General features: G+C 37.7%; 15 protein-coding genes and 1 pseudogene. 9 read left to right on the top strand and 7 right to left on the bottom strand.

What is annotated here, in order from left to right:
* Positions 1 to 76 precede the first annotated feature (76 nt).
* Positions 77 to 1,372, top strand: coding sequence for a hypothetical protein (locus ACTHJT_RS04550; protein ID WP_440236666.1), 1,296 nt, complete (start codon positions 77 to 79; stop codon positions 1,370 to 1,372).
* On the opposite strand, the gene ACTHJT_RS04545 is transcribed toward ACTHJT_RS04550, so the two are convergent.
* The gene (locus ACTHJT_RS04545) at positions 1,369 to 1,713 is read right to left on the bottom strand and encodes a transglycosylase domain-containing protein (protein WP_440236665.1); all 345 of its coding nucleotides are present in this window, start codon (positions 1,711 to 1,713) and stop codon (positions 1,369 to 1,371) included. The two genes, ACTHJT_RS04550 and ACTHJT_RS04545, sit on opposite strands and share 4 nt — an antisense overlap.
* Positions 1,667 to 2,068: a transglycosylase domain-containing protein gene (locus ACTHJT_RS04540; RefSeq protein ID WP_440236664.1), complete on the bottom strand. Its 402-nt coding sequence runs from the start codon at positions 2,066 to 2,068 to the stop codon at positions 1,667 to 1,669. The genes ACTHJT_RS04545 and ACTHJT_RS04540 overlap by 47 nt, the downstream gene beginning before the upstream one ends.
* Positions 2,069 to 2,187: 119 nt before the next feature.
* Here ACTHJT_RS04540 and ligA point away from each other — a divergent pair, with 119 nt between their 5' ends.
* A complete protein-coding gene (gene ligA, locus ACTHJT_RS04535; RefSeq protein ID WP_440236663.1) occupies positions 2,188 to 4,200 on the top strand; it encodes an NAD-dependent DNA ligase LigA in 2,013 nt (670 codons plus the stop codon).
* 91 nt (positions 4,201 to 4,291) lie between these two features.
* The gene (gene dapA / locus ACTHJT_RS04530; RefSeq protein ID WP_440236662.1) at positions 4,292 to 5,179 is read left to right on the top strand and encodes a 4-hydroxy-tetrahydrodipicolinate synthase; all 888 of its coding nucleotides are present in this window, start codon (positions 4,292 to 4,294) and stop codon (positions 5,177 to 5,179) included.
* An 82-nt stretch (positions 5,180 to 5,261) separates the two neighbouring features.
* Here the strand turns inward: dapA and ACTHJT_RS04525 are convergent, their stop codons facing one another.
* Together ACTHJT_RS04525 and ACTHJT_RS04520 are read right to left on the bottom strand one after the other, a co-directional pair.
* Positions 5,262 to 5,441 (bottom strand): histone H1, encoded by a 180-nt coding sequence (locus tag ACTHJT_RS04525; RefSeq protein WP_440236661.1) that lies wholly within the window; start codon positions 5,439 to 5,441, stop codon positions 5,262 to 5,264.
* Between the two features lie 102 nt (positions 5,442 to 5,543).
* On the bottom strand, positions 5,544 to 6,788 hold the full coding sequence (locus tag ACTHJT_RS04520; protein WP_440236660.1) for an aminotransferase class I/II-fold pyridoxal phosphate-dependent enzyme: 1,245 nt from the start codon (positions 6,786 to 6,788) through the stop codon (positions 5,544 to 5,546).
* A 292-nt stretch (positions 6,789 to 7,080) separates the two neighbouring features.
* On the opposite strand from ACTHJT_RS04520, the gene ACTHJT_RS04515 reads away from it, so the two are divergent.
* Entirely contained in the window at positions 7,081 to 8,631 is a 1,551-nt protein-coding gene (locus ACTHJT_RS04515) for a tetratricopeptide repeat protein (protein ID WP_440236659.1), read from the top strand.
* Positions 8,619 to 9,281: a Maf family nucleotide pyrophosphatase gene (locus ACTHJT_RS04510; protein WP_440236658.1), complete on the top strand. Its 663-nt coding sequence runs from the start codon at positions 8,619 to 8,621 to the stop codon at positions 9,279 to 9,281. Before ACTHJT_RS04515 ends, ACTHJT_RS04510 begins: the two co-directional genes overlap by 13 nt.
* A 6-nt stretch (positions 9,282 to 9,287) precedes the next feature.
* Here the strand turns inward: ACTHJT_RS04510 and ACTHJT_RS04505 are convergent, their stop codons facing one another.
* Positions 9,288 to 10,295 carry an NAD(P)H-dependent glycerol-3-phosphate dehydrogenase gene (locus tag ACTHJT_RS04505; protein ID WP_440236657.1) on the bottom strand — a complete coding sequence of 336 codons (1,008 nt, stop codon included), beginning with the start codon at positions 10,293 to 10,295 and terminating at the stop codon, positions 9,288 to 9,290.
* A 67-nt stretch (positions 10,296 to 10,362) separates the two neighbouring features.
* Here ACTHJT_RS04505 and ACTHJT_RS04500 point away from each other — a divergent pair, with 67 nt between their 5' ends.
* The 3 genes from ACTHJT_RS04500 to ACTHJT_RS04490 all read left to right on the top strand — a co-directional run bounded on the left by ACTHJT_RS04500 (position 10,363) and on the right by ACTHJT_RS04490 (position 13,136).
* Positions 10,363 to 11,265 (top strand): DMT family transporter, encoded by a 903-nt coding sequence (locus tag ACTHJT_RS04500; RefSeq protein ID WP_440236656.1) that lies wholly within the window; start codon positions 10,363 to 10,365, stop codon positions 11,263 to 11,265.
* A 164-nt stretch (positions 11,266 to 11,429) separates the two neighbouring features.
* Complete coding sequence (locus tag ACTHJT_RS04495) at positions 11,430 to 12,248, top strand: aminotransferase class IV (protein ID WP_440236655.1); 819 nt, start codon at positions 11,430 to 11,432, stop codon at positions 12,246 to 12,248.
* A 246-nt stretch (positions 12,249 to 12,494) separates the two neighbouring features.
* Positions 12,495 to 13,136: a hypothetical protein gene (locus ACTHJT_RS04490; protein WP_440236654.1), complete on the top strand. Its 642-nt coding sequence runs from the start codon at positions 12,495 to 12,497 to the stop codon at positions 13,134 to 13,136.
* 7 nt (positions 13,137 to 13,143) lie between these two features.
* Here ACTHJT_RS04490 and ACTHJT_RS04485 read toward each other — a convergent pair whose 3' ends face one another.
* Both ACTHJT_RS04485 and ACTHJT_RS04480 read right to left on the bottom strand, forming a co-directional pair.
* On the bottom strand, positions 13,144 to 13,938 hold the full coding sequence (locus ACTHJT_RS04485; RefSeq protein ID WP_440236653.1) for a thymidylate synthase: 795 nt from the start codon (positions 13,936 to 13,938) through the stop codon (positions 13,144 to 13,146).
* A gap of 115 nt (positions 13,939 to 14,053) precedes the next feature.
* Positions 14,054 to 14,215, bottom strand: a complete 162-nt coding sequence (locus ACTHJT_RS04480) for a hypothetical protein (RefSeq protein ID WP_440236652.1) — start codon at positions 14,213 to 14,215, stop codon at positions 14,054 to 14,056.
* 171 nt (positions 14,216 to 14,386) lie between these two features.
* Between ACTHJT_RS04480 and leuS the strand changes: the two are divergent.
* Positions 14,387 to 16,571: pseudogene (gene leuS, locus ACTHJT_RS04475) on the top strand (leucine--tRNA ligase); the annotation flags it as partial.

Genomic DNA, 16,571 nt, shown 5'->3' with positions numbered 1-16,571 from the left:
TTTATTAGCGGTACTCATAATCAGTATTTAGGTAAAAATACTTATTTTTACTTCAAATTAAAATAAGTGTGTGCAGATGGGACTAAATCGTTTAGAAGAACTCTTGAAGAAAAAAGGCATAGGTCCGGAAGGAAGTAAAAGCCTTCAGGATATTGAACTGAATGAAGTAGAACCCCTGCTTAAAGATAACACTTATAGCCTCACAACAAGAGCAACACTCATTACGGCATTACTCATGCTTCCTCCGTCTGAAGCTGAAAAGAATTGGTTGGAAAAATTAAAAAATGAATTCCGGAAACTCCTTCCTGCGGATTTACATTTCATGATCAGGCATGAAGAGGCAACCAGTGATTTTGAAAAATATTTATGCAGCACACTTGCCGGAACAGATCTGAGCTACACGCAGGCCGGAGATGCTATGAAATTTATTCTTGGAGATGAATCTGTACCAGCTTTTCAAAAAGGTGCATTCCTGGAAGCACAGCGATTAAAACGGGAAAGCTTTGATGAAAACAAGGCCTTTTTCGATACACTTTGGGATCATACAGACAGATTACAAACAGAGCTTCCGGTATTGATTGATATCTGTGATAATTATGACGGATTCAACCGGTATTACAACCTTGCTCCTTTCATTGCTGCACTTATTGCATCCTGCGGATATCCCTGCCTCATACATGGTATAGATGCAGTAGCTCCAAAGTTCGGAGTTACAAGCAGCAGAGTTATCGAAAAAGGCAATGGCCGTACAAAGCGCACTCATCAAAGCGTGTTGGAAAACCTGCAAGACTCTTCCATTGGCTGGGCATATATAGACCAGTCTGTTTTTCACCCTCGTTTACATAATCTGACAACGATTCGTAAAGAAATGGTAAAAAGGCCTTTTCTGGCAACCTTCGAAAAAATGATGCAGCCTGTACGTGCCTCGAAAGGGAATTATATTCTTACAGGCTTTACACATGCACATTACCGCACAGAAGTTGCCGAACAATTAAAGAATCAGAATAAAGCTGCTGCGGCTATTGTCATCAAAGGTCTTGAAGGCTCTTCCTGTCCGCCGCTGAACCGTGAAACCATTCAGATACTGGTAAACAAGGATGGCATTACAGACCGGACGATACAGCCAATTGCGTTTCTCCGTGAAGAGCATACGCAGCTCCCTTTTAAAAGCGTTGATGCTGACCAAACGTATACTGCCGGACTGGCGGCATTGCGAGGTATTCGTAATGATTCTTTCTATCAGATGCTCTATTATGCAGGCATGGCCTTATCAGATTTCGGATTGCTGACGAAAGAAAAAAGTATGGCTTATGCTGAAGAAAATTTACTGAATGGAAAAGCGTACCGGCATTTCCAGAAAGGGTTGAATTAATATTTTTTTAATTCATCGGGCATTGGAAATTTCGATACCTGAGCGGAAACCTTCGCAATCTTATCTGCTACACGTTTATTCGGTTTTACCGGCGACCATTTTAAGGGTAGCGGCAGAATTGCAGCAATGGATATCGCTTGCTTGCTTGTTAATTTAGCTGCAGAAGTGTGATAATATTTTTGCGCAGCGGCTTCCACTCCATACGTTCCTTTCCCTGTTTCAATAACATTTAAATATACTTCCAGGATGCGTTCTTTAGACCATAATAATTCAATCAGTACCGTGAAATAGGCTTCAACCCCTTTTTCTGATCCATGTTCTGGAAGGAGGTAAAAAAACATTTTTGGCAGTCTGTTGGCTGATCGTTGAACCACCGCGTATTTTCTTCCCTTTATGTTTCTTATTGTATTCAATGGCTTTTTTAATATTCTCCCAATTAAAACCATTGTGTTCAAAAAAATTCTGATCTTCAGCCAGTAAAACTGCCCGCATCATATTGGGAGAAATTTCATCCAGGTCTTTCCATTCTTTATGAATACCAACCTTGAAATCACCTTCAAAAACACCTTCGATCACTCTGCAGATCATTAAAGGAGTAACGACCGGATTGATAAATTTATGAACAAGTACCAGCTGAATTCCATATACAAAAAAATACAGCACACATGTGAATGCGATAATCTTTACCTTTTTCATTTTAAGCATTAACTGGCTGTAGTTTTTATCAATGATATGATTGAATAGATGTACAAATCTACACAATTTCGATTATTTGATTTAAGTTAAAATAAGTAAATTGATGAAAATTCCTATTCATGACTAAAGCAGAAGCACATATACGCATTGAAGAATTAAACCGTATTCTTCATTACCACAATCATTTATATTACCAGAAAGACACCAGTGAAATTTCTGATCTGGAATTCGATACATTACTGAACGAACTGATTACCCTGGAAAAAAACTTCCCTGATCTTGTGCAGCCAGATTCTGCAACACAGCGCGTTGGTGGTACTGTCACCAAAGAGTTTACTTCCGTGGCACACAAATATCCTATGCTGTCGCTTTCTAATACATACTCAGAATCTGAAATCTCAGAGTTCGATGAACGGGTAGTGAAAGCTATCGGACAGCGAACAGATTATGTCTGCGAAATGAAATTTGATGGTGTTGCGATAAGTGTTACCTATAAGAATGGAATCCTTGCACAGGCTGTAACCCGCGGCGACGGGGTAAAAGGCGATGACGTAACGAACAACATCAAAACAATAAAAAGTATTCCACTTAAAGTTCAGGCGAAAAATATTCCCGAAGAATTTGAAGTACGAGGTGAAGTATATCTTCCATATGAAATGTTCGAACGTATTAATAAGGAACGTGAAGATATTGGTGAGCCCTTGCTGGCGAACCCTAGAAATGCGGCCAGCGGCACTGTAAAAATGCAGGATTCATCTATCGTTGCCAAAAGAGGTTTGGATTGTTTTATCTATTCGTTCCTAAAAGATGGAGAAACGCCTGAAACACATTCAGCAGCTTTACAACAATTAAAAAGCTGGGGGTTTCAGGTTTCAGATTCATATAAAATATGTAAGAGTGTTGAAGAAATATGGGCATATATCAACCATTGGGAACAAGCCCGTTTTAACCTGCCGCTGGCAACCGACGGCGTGGTTATTAAAGTCAACAATCTGTTGCAACAAAGCGAACTCGGCATGACTGCGAAAAGTCCGCGATGGGCGATTGCTTATAAGTTTAAAGCGGAAGAAGCTTTTACTCCAATCCTTTCGGTTGAATACCAGGTTGGGCGAACAGGTGCTGTTACACCGGTTGCTAATCTTGCTCCGGTACATCTGGCAGGAACAACAGTAAAAAGAGCGACCCTGCACAATGCAAATGAAATAGAACGACTTGATCTTCATGAAGATGATACGGTATTTGTAGAAAAAGGTGGTGAGATCATTCCGAAAATAACCCGTGTGGATTTCAGCAAGCGTAAAGCCGGCAGTAAGCGTATTGAATTCATTCATGCTTGTCCTGTTTGTAATACGCCATTGATACGCATTGAAGGCGAAGCTGCCTGGTATTGTCCGAATGATATAGGCTGTGCTCCGCAGATAACCGGTAAAATTGAGCATTTCATCCAGCGTAAAGCGATGAACATTGACGGCATCGGAACTGAAACAATAGAGTTGTTGTACCAGAAAGGACTGATTCAAAATGCTGCGGATCTTTATACACTTACCTATGACCAGCTTATTCAGCTGGATCGTTTCGGAGAAAAATCTGTGAATAATGTTTTGGCCGGTATTGAAGAGTCTAAAAAAACACCTTTCAAAAACGTACTGTTTGCAATAGGAATCCGATATGTCGGCGCAACTGTTGCAGAAAAGCTGGCCATGCATTTTAAAAATATCAATAACCTGAAGATAGCTTCCCAACAACAGTTGCTGGAAGCACCTGAAATTGGTATTAAAATCGCTGAAAGTGTTGTAAACTGGTTCAGCAATAAAAAGCATACAGAATTGATTGATAAACTTGCTGCAGCTGGTGTCAAACTCGAATTAAGTGAAAACGAAATTATTACTATTGATTCAGATATCTTCCTTGGCAAAAGCTTTGTAATATCAGGCGTGTTCGAAAAATATGACCGCGAGGAACTAAAGGAAATCATTATCAAAAATGGCGGTAAAATCAATTCCGGCATCACCGGTAAACTCGACTATTTAGTTGCAGGTGAAAATATGGGACCTGCCAAACTTGAAAAAGCACAAAAATTAGGTATTAAAATCATTAGCGAAGGAGAATTTGAAAAATTATTGAACGGATGATTCTTTTACACATATATAAAAATACCCTGCTTGTATTTTCTTAATGTTCAGATAATTTGCCAATTTTGCATTCTATTAAAAAATTATAATCGTGCAAACGTTCTACGGTACAGGTACAGCTCTAATTACTCCGTTTAAAAAAGATCATTCGGTTGATTATGATGCTTACAAAAATCTAATTGAATTTAATATTTCTTCAGGAGTAGATTACCTGGTAGTAAATGGTACTACTGCAGAATCTGCAACTACAACCAAAGAAGAAAAAGCAAAATTACTTCAAATAGCTTTAGATGTAAATAATGGTCGCAAACCATTCATGTATGGCATTGGCGGTAATTTCACTGCAGAGGTTATTCAACGCATAGAGAGCACTAATTTCAAGGGAATTGATGCTTTGCTATCTGTTTGCCCATATTACAATAAACCTTCTCAGGAAGGTGTATTTCAGCATTACAAAGCATTGGCTGAAAAATCACCGGTTCCGGTTCTTGCGTACAATGTTCCGGGAAGAACAGGTATTAACATGTCGGCTAAAACTTCCATCCGCTTAAGCGAGGTAAAAAACATTTTCGGTGTAAAAGAAGCAAGCGGTGATCTGGTTCAGGCAATGGAAATTATCAAAAACACACCTGACGATTTCTTAGTTATTTCCGGTGATGATTTATTAGCAGTCCCTAGTGTATCGCTGGGTGCTGTAGGGGCCATTTCTGTTTTATCCAACTCCTACCCGGGCCTGTTCTCTGAAATGATAAAAGCTGCCATTCAATCCCGTTTTCAGCAAGCTTCAGAGATTTTATTCGGTTTTACAGAAATCAACCCATTAATGTACGAAGAAGGTAATCCTGTGGGAATAAAAAGCCTTTTGGCACACATGGGAATTTGTTCTGATGAAGTACGTTTGCCTTTGGTAAAAGCTTCAGATGGCTTACAGCAGCGTATTATACAAGCACATTCAAAAATAAGAGTAGCGGTTAAATAACCGCTATTTTTTTAATTAATAGATATAAAAAAAGCCCCTTAATTACTTAAGGAGCTTTTTTATGTTTTTAGCAAAACTGAAACTATTCAGCTGAATTTTTAGCATCCTGAACTTCTTTTCTGATTTCTTGTGCAATGTTTTTCAAATCTTGCATTCCTTTTCTTACTCTAGTACCTGCAGCACTATTTTGTTTGTCATAGAATTTAACAAAGTCAGCTTCTAAAGAAGCAATAAGATCTTTAAGTTGTTCGAATCTGTTCATTTTATCCAAAAATTTTTAGTTTTAGTTATCGTTTAATAATTGAAAATACGAATTTATCTCCGAATGACCAATAGTATTCTTTAATAAATTTCGCTTTTTTTATTAAATAGAGATATTAGTTAAACTTTTGCTATATACACCTTGCTTCAATTTTTCAGCAATTTCAGCAAAGGCATTGATCGTTCTTTCTACATCTGCCAGGGTATGCTCAGCTGTTGGTATTAATCTCAACATCATAACTCCCTTAGGAACAACAGGATAAATAACTATTGAACAGAAAATACCATAATTCTCTCTCAAGTCAATAATCATCTGTGCAGCCTCTGATTCAGTACCACTCAGGTATACAGGTGTTACAGGAGATTCTGTTTTACCAATATTGAATCCTTTGTCTTTTAAGCCTTTTTGTAATGCGCGAACTACATTCCAAAGATTTTCTCTTAACTGAGGTTGTGTACGTAGTAACTCCAGACGCTTCATATTACCCACAACCAATGCCATTGGCAATGTTTTTGCAAAAATCTGAGAACGTGTGTTATAACGTAAATATTCAATGATATTTTCTTTACTTGCTACAAAAGCACCAACGCTAGCCATTGATTTTGCAAACGTAGAGAAGTAAATATCTACCTCATCCTGAACACCTTGCTCTTCAGCTGCACCAGCACCAGTTTTACCCATGGTGCCGAAACCATGTGCATCATCAATTAACAAACGGAAAGAATATTGTTTTTTCAATTCAACAATTTCTTTCAATCTGCCCATATCACCTGCCATGCCGAAAACACCTTCGGTAATAACCAAAATGGAACCTTTAGCAGGATCAATCATTTTATTTGCACGCTCAAGCTGGCTTTTTAAGTTTTCAATATCATTGTGCGGGAAAACCAAGCGTTTTCCGATATGCATACGCATACCATCAATGATACATGCGTGAGATTCTGAATCGTAAATAACAATATCATGACGATCAAGTAAAGCGTCAATAATTGACATAATACCCTGGTAACCGAAATTCAATACCATGGCATCTTCTTTACCCATGAAGTTTGCTAATTGAGATTCGAATTCTTCGATAAGATTCGAATTGCCCGACATCATACGCGCCCCCATTGGATATGCCAAACCATATTGTTTAGCCCCCTCAGCATCTGCTTTACGAACTTCCGGGTGATTTGCCAATCCTATGTAGTTATTCAAACTCCAGTTTAATACATCCTTCCCTCTAAATTTCATATGAGGAGCGATATCTCCTTCCAATTTAGGAAATGCAAAATAACCGTGAGCGATATTCGAGTGCTTCCCTAAGGGCCCTCTGTCGTGCTGTAATTTCTCAAACAGATCCAAAGTAGTACTATTTTAATGTTAAATTAACCTATACAATAAAGGCATAAAAGCCCTTAAAACTTCCAAATATAACACTTTTCAGACTATATTTAAAGTAATGTAGATAAAATATCCATTTTACCATTTCTTTACCTAAACCCTCTGAAATTATATTTAAAAGACTAAATTTGTAGTGTTCTGCGCTATAAAGATCTTAGTTTTTTTATTATGCAGAGGTTTTTTAAAAACAATTCAATACATTGTTTTTAAATTCATCTTGGCTTTTCATTCAAAAAGAATTTTAATTTAAAATATGAAAAAATCACTTCTATTTTCATCATTCTTCCTGCTAGTTTTTTTAGCACATGCTCAAAGTGTTCATAAAGGTAAAATTTTCAATATGCAGGGTCCGGGTGCAGCGGCCTGGGATTTGGTAGACCATAAAGCTCAATTTATTTCAGGCAAAGCGGATCATAAGGATCTGGTTAATATTACTGATTCCATCGATTTGCCTGTCTTCAAGAAAACCTTCAAATCTTATAATTCAACCCATTTTGTTAAAGTTACATCTGCTCCTGCTCCACTCTCATTTGCAGCACTGGAAAAGGCATTCCAGAGCGGAAGTTATACTTCCAGCATCAATGATGTTAAAGTTGGCGATTTGTATGTAGCTAAAATAGGTGAAACAAAGACATATGCCCTGATTAAAATTCTATTGATTGTTGATGACGGAAAATCAAAATCCAACGGCGGCGACAATAACGATTATATCGAATTTGAATATACAACCTTTTCAGGCAAAGATGCTTCAAATGCTTTGTTTGCAGAAGCGGTGGCATTGTATAAGAAAGGCGATTTCATTGGCGCATCAAACAAATTCAAAGAAATTACCCAAGCAGATCCTTCAAGTTATGAAGCTTATTACTATATCGGGCTTTGCAAACTAGAGCTGGAAGATTTTTCTGCCGCAATCTTAAATTTCGACAAGGCAATTGAACTGAAACCTAAATACACAGCTGCATTTTCCAAAAGAGGTATCGCAAAAAGTAAAGAAGGTTCAAGAGATGAGGCCATCGCTGATTACACTACAGCGGTTCAAATTGATTCATCTTATGCAGAAGCATACCAGAACAGGGCGCACGAATATTTCTTATTAAGCAGATATTCTGAAAGTATTAATGACTATTCCACTGTAATTGCATTACAACCGGATAACTTCCAGGCATATTACGGAAGAGGCCTTGCCAAAGCAGAATATGGGAAACATACGGAAGCAATTAAAGACTACAATAAGGCAATCACGTTATATCCAAACTTTACGTATGCTTATTTCTACAGAGGTTTTTCTTATAGCCACTTAGATAATTATCCGGAAGCAATTAAGGATTTCAATAAAGCAATCAAACTTGATCCAAACGATTATGCGGCTTATTTCAACAGAGCATTCTGCAAACGTGAAGAAAACGATTTTGATGGTGCTCTTGCCGATTACAACAAAACAATTGCATTAAAACCTACATACGAAGAGGCTTATTTCCAGAAAGCAAATACGTTGTACATTATGGGACAAAAAGAGGATGCGATCAAAGAATATAACGATGCCGTTTCAAAATTCCCAAATGAAGCCAGTGCCTATACAAACCGTGGATATTTTAATATGTCTATTAAAAAAGACAGAGAAGCACTTGCTGATTTTAACAAGGCCATTGAAATAAATCCAAACGAAGCTGAAGCATACAGATACAGAGCTGTATTGAAACAGGAAATAAAAGATGATGCAGGTGCCTGCGAAGACATTAATAAAGCTGTAGCACTTGGTGATAGCGATGCCGTTGTTTTACAAAAAGATATTTGCAAGAAATAGTGTTCCTGAATAACCTACTTGAAATAGACGTAATTTTAGCTTCTGGCTCACCAAGAAGAAAACAATTATTGGAGGATGCGGGGATCAACTTCCGCATCCTTACTAAAAATACAGAAGAGAACTTTCCTGTATATCTTCAACGGACTGAAATCCCTCTTTATCTTTCTAAAATCAAGGCCCAGGCTATCAAAGCCGACTGTCCGGATAGTCTGATCATAGCTGCTGATACTGTCGTAATTCAGCGTAGAGATGTATTGAATAAACCTGCAGATAAAGAAGAGGCCAAACAAATGCTTCAGAAATTATCTAATAATATGCATGAAGTTATTACTGGTGTAACAATATGTTATAAAGGTCAGGAGCGCTCCTTCTACGATATTACAGAGGTTTTTTTCAAACCGCTTTCTGAAGAATATATCAATTATTATATTGAAAAACATATGCCGTTTGACAAAGCCGGAGCTTATGGTATACAGGAATGGCTGGGAATGGTCGGAATAAAAAAAATAAATGGGGATTATTATAATGTAATGGGACTGCCGGTTTCTAAACTTATAGATGAACTGGAGAAAATCTTCAATCCAACATTAGATCAGACTCAAAACAATACGCCGGAAGGACCTAATAAATATATTTATTTCGGCATTTAATCGATATTAACACATCGAATCTTCCAATATCCTCAACTCAACGGAAGGCGATATTTTTTCATATAGAATATTATAGACAGCTTTAGTAATAGGCATCTGCACGTTTAACTTTTTATTTATTTCGTGCACACATTTAACAGCATAATACCCTTCAGCAATCATATTCATTTCAACCTGTGCAGCTTTAACAGAATATCCCCTGCCCACCATATTTCCTAATGTACGGTTTCTACTATATGGAGAATAACAGGTTACCAGCAAATCGCCCAAATAAGCTGAAGCATTCCAGTCTCTTTCTTTCTTAATTACGGCATCGACAAACATTTCAATTTCCAGCATGGCATTCGAAACCAATACCGCCTGAAAGTTATCACCGTAATTCAAGCCACGGGCAATACCGCATGCAATGGCCACAATGTTTTTCATTACAGCACAATATTCGACCCCGTATAAATCTTCAATGACAGTAGCTTTTACGAAACGGCATTGCAACAGATTAGCCACAACTGAGGCCGCTGTGAAATCTTCACCTGCGATAGATAAATACGAACGTTTTTCAAGGGCAACTTCTTCCGCATGGCATGGACCAGCAATCACACATATTTTCTGGGAAGGAACCAGGTGTTTTTTCTGTAATAAATCTGTCACCAGGATATTTTCCAGAGGAATCATTCCTTTAATGGCTGATACAATAATTTTATCTTTTAAATCTGCCGGTGAAATTGTGTCAAGTACTTCGCCGATAAAAGCGGCAGGCACAACAAAAATAACTACTGAAACATCTTCCAGGGCCTTCTTTACATTATTTGTCGGACGAACAATTTTGGTATTAATAACAACATCGCTTAAATAGTTTGGATTGCGTCCGAAACCAACAATGTGGTCAACGTCTGTTTTGCTTTTTAGCCACCAATTGATACGAACATTATTTTCAGAAAGAATTTTAACAAGCGCGGTTGCCCAACTCCCGCCACCAATTATTGCAATTTTTGTCGCATCACTCTTTTTCTGCATTTGTATTCGTATTATGTTTGTCAAAATAATATACCGCAAATATACATCTTTAATTTCAAACCTATAAATGGCTTCAATATCAAATTCAATTCATAAACAATATTTAGGAGTCTTTTTAGGTATTTGCAGTGCTGCCTGCTTTTCAACCAAAGCGATCATGGTGAAGTTTGCGTACATGTATGGCGCCGACACGGTTTTTATCTTATTTCTACGGTATTTTTTTTCTTTTCCCATCTACATTTTTCTCGCTTACTATTATTCTAAACAAGCATCAACCAGCATCTCTAAAAAGCAATGGGCGTGGATTATATTTCTGGGTTTTATTGGGTATTATGTTTCAAGCCTATTTGATTTTACAGGTTTAAAGTATATCTCGGCTTCCCTGGAGCGGCTTATATTATTCATATACCCAACATTAATTGTTGTACTTAATACGATTTTATTTGGCAGCAAACTCCAACGTAAAGATTATTTAGCCTTACTCCTCACTTATATCGGCATCTTCTTTATTTATTTGGGCAATACAGAATCTACTACAGAAAATTTAATTATAGGCAGTGTTTTAGTATTTGCCTGTGCTGTCACCTACGCAATTTATATAGTTGGTAGTGGTAAGCTGATTCCTGTTATTGGCTCGCAACGCTATACGGCATATGCAATGATTGTATCCTGTATTTCTGTTATGTTCCATCAAGGCATATCCAATGGCATACCTGATTTTTCATCAGCCTCAGTTCCGGTTTTATGGATCGGACTCGCCATGGCAATCGTTGCAACCGTTATCCCTTCTCTTACATTAGCTCAATCAATTAAACTCATCGGCACAGATAAATCATCCATAATCGCTACCTTAGGCCCTGTATTTACAATTGCCCTGGCAAATATTTACCTGCATGAACCTTTCACCATCCGACAGGCAATCGGCACCATATTTATTATTACAGGTGTTTGGTTCGTAAGTAAAAAGTAGTTGCTAATCACTAGTTACCAGACAACAGATAAATACTAAAAAATTATTCTTCAACGGAGTTAATTCATAATTCATAATTCATAATTCATAATTCATAATTCATAATTCATAATTCATAATTCATAATTCATAATTCATAATTCATAATTCATAATTCTACTATTATGATCATCTATTCAAACAATCAATTCCTTTCTTCAGACACCGAAATCTTCACTGCAGAAAACCGGGGCTTACAATATGGAGATGGTGTATTTGAAACAATGATCTTCAAAAATAATTCTATACAATATTATCAGGATCACTTTCAAAGATTGCAGAAAGCCGTGAAATGCATGGAGCTTACCAATGAAGTATGTGCAGATCCGGACAAGCTGAATAATCTGATCGTAGAACTTATCCAACAAAACGACCTCCGGCAGCATGCACGCGTAAAGCTCCTTATACATAGAGCCTGGGGTGGCTTATATGCCCCGGAATCTGAGCAGGGAATCCTGACTGTATTTGTAAAAGACTTTGTTCCAAACCCAGTTCAGACAAAAGAATACGTTGTATTCTCAGATGATATCCGCAACCATTATCATAAAGCTTCGATGTTCAAGCTTCTTAGTTCAGGCAGATATGTAATGGCCGGACTGGAAATGAAACGCCGCAAGGCAAACGATATCATCATTACGGATATTGACGGCAATGTAAGTGAAACTTTGCAAGCGAACCTATTCTGGATAAAAAACAACTCTGTATTTACACCTGGTATTGAAACCGGCTGTATCGACGGAGTCATGCGTAAACAAATACAATTGTATTGTAATAGTAATGGAATTCCTTTTCATGCCGGTTTTTATAATATTACTGCATTAGAAGGGGCTGATGTCGTGTTTGCCGCGAATGTTGCAGGCCTCACAGCATTCGCACAAATCGAAAAAGTGAAATTCAGAACAGAACACGCTTTATTGGAAGCATTAAGGGGCCAGTTAATTTAAAGTTGCTTGTTTTTTAGGTAACGGTTTACAGACCTTCACAACCCATACAAAATTAAACTCATAAATAAATCAGTAAAACAATTTGTTAACGATGTTAACTTTGATAAATATGTAAATGAAAAGAATAACAACGCATAATAAAGTAACTACAAGAAATTTATCATTCAGGTTTAAATGATCTTTTTCGTTTCCCAAATCCCTAAATTATTATAGACTCAAGTGTTTGTTCAATTAATACAGACTATAATGACCTTAAGAAAAATAATCGTTCTAACACTCATCACGCTGGTGACCTCTTGTCAACCCAATTTAACTAAATCAACCAACGAAGATACTTACCCTTTAGATTTAAAAAAAACATGCATCAATAGTATAGAATTTAACAACGCAAATGGAAAATCGTGCGTTTTTAGCTACTTTTCAGAATATTCCAATCTTTCTTTTTTTATCACTCTGAATAGAGATTATTTGTACTTCGAAACGTTCAGCAAAGTTGGTACAATTAAACCAAGTCTGCTGTTCTATATCGAAAAAGTTGACACAACTTTACATGAAAGAGTCTTTAAATATTTTAATCAAGTGCAGACTTTCTCTAACTACACGCTGAACAAATCCAATAGTAATAAAGATGTATGCATGATTATCGATCATTACAGTGGAGACACTTTGATTTCGGGAGAAGGAGATAAATTCCCTTTGACAAGGATAGAATCAAAATTAATAATTACCAGATATATTAACCTTTTAAATAAGAAATTCAATGCTCATCTAAAATTTGATGAAGAAATGATTAAGCCATTTTTTTACCAAATGTGTAATTATGAAAATGAAATAAATCATTGGCATGATAAATTTCCCGAAATATCAAAACATGAGTTGATTTATTAAAACGGCGCTATACCGCTACGGCCGCCTTTATATGCGGATGCGGATCATAACCTTCCAATGTAAAATCTTCAAATTTAAAACCGAAAATAGATTTTACATCCGGATTGATTTTCATCGTCGGCAGAGGCCTGAAATCACGGCTTAGCTGCAATTGTGCCTGTTCTATGTGGTTGGAATACAAATGTGCGTCACCAAGCGTATGTATAAAATCACCTGCCTGCAAACCACATACCTGCGCAACCATCATCGTTAACAATGCATAAGAAGCAATATTGAAGGGCACACCCAAAAATACATCCGCGCTGCGCTGATATAGCTGGCAGGATAATTTGCCATCAGCTACATAAAACTGAAAGAATGCGTGACAAGGCGGTAATTTCATTTTTTCAATCTCACCAACATTCCATGCACTAACAATCAATCTTCTTGAATCCGGATTATTCTTGATCATATTGATCACATTCGTAATTTGATCTATATGTCGTCCGTCTGGTGTTGGCCATGAACGCCACTGATAACCATATACAGGTCCCAGGTTCCCGTTCTCATCCGCCCATTCATCCCAGATAGAAACATTGTTATCTTTCAGGTATTTAATATTTGTATCTCCCATTAAAAACCACAAAAGTTCATGAGTAATTGAACGCATGTGTAATTTTTTTGTCGTCAGCAAAGGAAAACCTTCCTGCAGATCAAACCGCATCTGATAACCAAACACGCTAATGGTGCCGGTGCCCGTACGATCTTCTTTTTTAACACCTTTATCTAAGATGTGCTGCATCAGGTCGTGATACTGTTTCATGGGGAAGAAATTTCTTTTCTTTTGTGATATAACAACAGCGTTTTCTACGCTACTATAAAAATACAAAAAGGCCTGCGGGTTTTCCGTCAGGCCTTTAAGAAGTTATTAACAATAATTACTTTGTAGCAGGTTCTGCAGTTTTATCGTGTGATCCGCAGCCAGAACCAGACTGGCAGCAGGATTTTTTCTTTTTACCTTTTCCACCATCGTTTACGGATGCTGAAATTGTACCTGCAACTAATGCGATGATAGCTAAACTAAAAACGATCTTTTTCATATTTGATGAGTTTAAATGGTTACTTTGTTGAGTATATACGCTTAACGACGTGAATGTAATTTTAGTTCGTGAAAATACTTATTTTTTGCAGCCAAAATCCTCTTTTCATACACTTTTGAACCTATTTAACGATAAAAAATCTTAATTTTGTGCCTTAACACATAAATTAATATGGCTGATTATCATTTTGGTGAAGTAGAGAAAAAGTGGCAAAATAAATGGAATGCTGAAAAAACTTTCAAGGCAGCAGAAAATTCCACAAAACCTAAATACTATGTTCTGGATATGTTCCCCTATCCTTCCGGTAGCGGTTTACATGTCGGGCACCCGCTTGGATACATCGCATCTGATATCATGGCGCGTTACAAGCGCATCAAAGGCTATAATGTGTTACATCCGATGGGTTTTGACTCATTTGGTCTTCCGGCAGAGCAGTATGCAGTACAAACCGGCCAACACCCCGCTATCACAACCGAACAGAATATTAGCCGCTATATTGATCAGCTGAACAAAATAGGATTTTCATTTGATTGGGACAGGGAAATCCGTACCAGCGATCCTGCCTATTACAAATGGACGCAATGGATCTTCATTCAGTTATTCAATCATTGGTATAATAAAATTACAGATAAAGCAGAACCAATTACTGCTCTGATTAAGCATTTTGAGTCAAACGGAAATACAGGAATTTCTGCAGCCTGCGACGAAGATGTACCAACATTTACTGCTGCAAACTGGAAAGGCTTTTCAGAAAAAGAACAAAGTGATGTTCTGTTAAAGTATAGATTGACTTATCTATCTGAAACCATGGTAAACTGGTGCCCGGGCCTGGGAACTGTACTTGCCAATGAAGAAGTTAAAGATGGTTTATCTGAACGCGGCGGGTACCCGGTTGAACGCAAAAAGATGAAGCAATGGAGCATGCGTATCACTGCGTATGCAGATCGCTTGCTCAAAGGCCTTGATACGATCGACTGGCCGGAAGCCATTAAGGAAATGCAGCGCTAATGGATCGGAAAATCATTAGGCGCTATGCTTTCATTTAAAGTTGTTGATAAAGACATGGAGTTAACGGTCTTTACTACACGCATTGATACAACTTTTGGGGTGACGTATGTTTCCATTGCTCCTGAACATGAATGGATAGCAGAGTTGACTTCCTTTGAGCAAAAAGCTGCGGTCGAAGAATATGTAACTAAAGCCAAGAACCGTTCAGAGCGCGACCGTATGAGCGATGTTAAAACAGTCTCAGGCTGTTTCACAGGTTCGTATGTGATCAATCCGTTCAACAATGAAAAAATACCTGTATGGATTGCTGATTATGTGTTGGCAGGTTATGGTACAGGTGTAGTAATGGCTGTACCTTCTTCTGACGAACGTGATTATAAATTTGCAAGCTTCTATAAGCTGCCGATCATTGCTGTACAGGAAGGCGCGCATACAGACATTACCAAAGAAGATTTCGATCCGAAAGCGGGTACGATGATCAACTCCGGTTTCTTAAACGGATTAACGGTTAAAGAAGCCATTCCGAAAGCCATTGAATTTATCGAAGCAAAGAAAATTGGTTTTGCGAAGATCAATTTCAAAATGCGTGACTCTATCTTCGGCCGCCAACGTTACTGGGGCGAACCAATTCCGGTATTCTACAAAAATGACATTCCATATGTGCTGAAAGAATCCGATCTTCCATTAGTTCTCCCAGCCATTGACGAATACAAGCCTACAGAAACCGGTGAACCGCCGCTGGCGCGCAACAAAGAGTTTGCTGAAAAAGGTTATGAATTAAGCACCATGCCGGGATGGGCAGGTTCAAGCTGGTATTTCATGCGTTACATGGATCCACAGAATAAAACAGTTCTCGCAGCTGCAGACAAGATCAATTACTGGGGACAGGTAGATCTGTATATGGGCGGCGCAGAACACGCAACCGGGCACCTGTTATATTCACGCTTCTGGAATAAATTCCTGTTTGATATGGGCATTACGCCAAACGATGAACCGTTTGCTAAACTAATCAACCAGGGTATGATCCAGGGTGTTTCTAAATTCGCCTATAGAATTAATGGTTCGAATAAGTTTGTATCTGCAGGATTGAAAAAAGAATACGACACTACCCCTATTCACGTTGATGTAAACATTGTCAATAATGACATACTGGATACTGAAGCATTTAAGAAATGGAGACCTGATTTCTCTTCTGCAGAATTCATTTTAGAAAACAACACATACGTTTGTGGTTCTGAAGTTGAAAAAATGTCTAAGTCTAAATTCAATGTTGTAAATCCCGATGGCATCGTAAATAAGTACGGTGCAGACACATTACGTATGTATGAAATGTTCTTAGGTCCGTTGG

Source organism: Cytophaga sp., from assembly GCF_051961495.1.
In the GTDB taxonomy this organism is placed as follows: domain Bacteria; phylum Bacteroidota; class Bacteroidia; order Cytophagales; family Cytophagaceae; genus Cytophaga.
The sequence above is the reverse complement of the archived record's forward strand: the minus strand, read 5'-3'. Positions and strand labels throughout refer to the sequence as shown.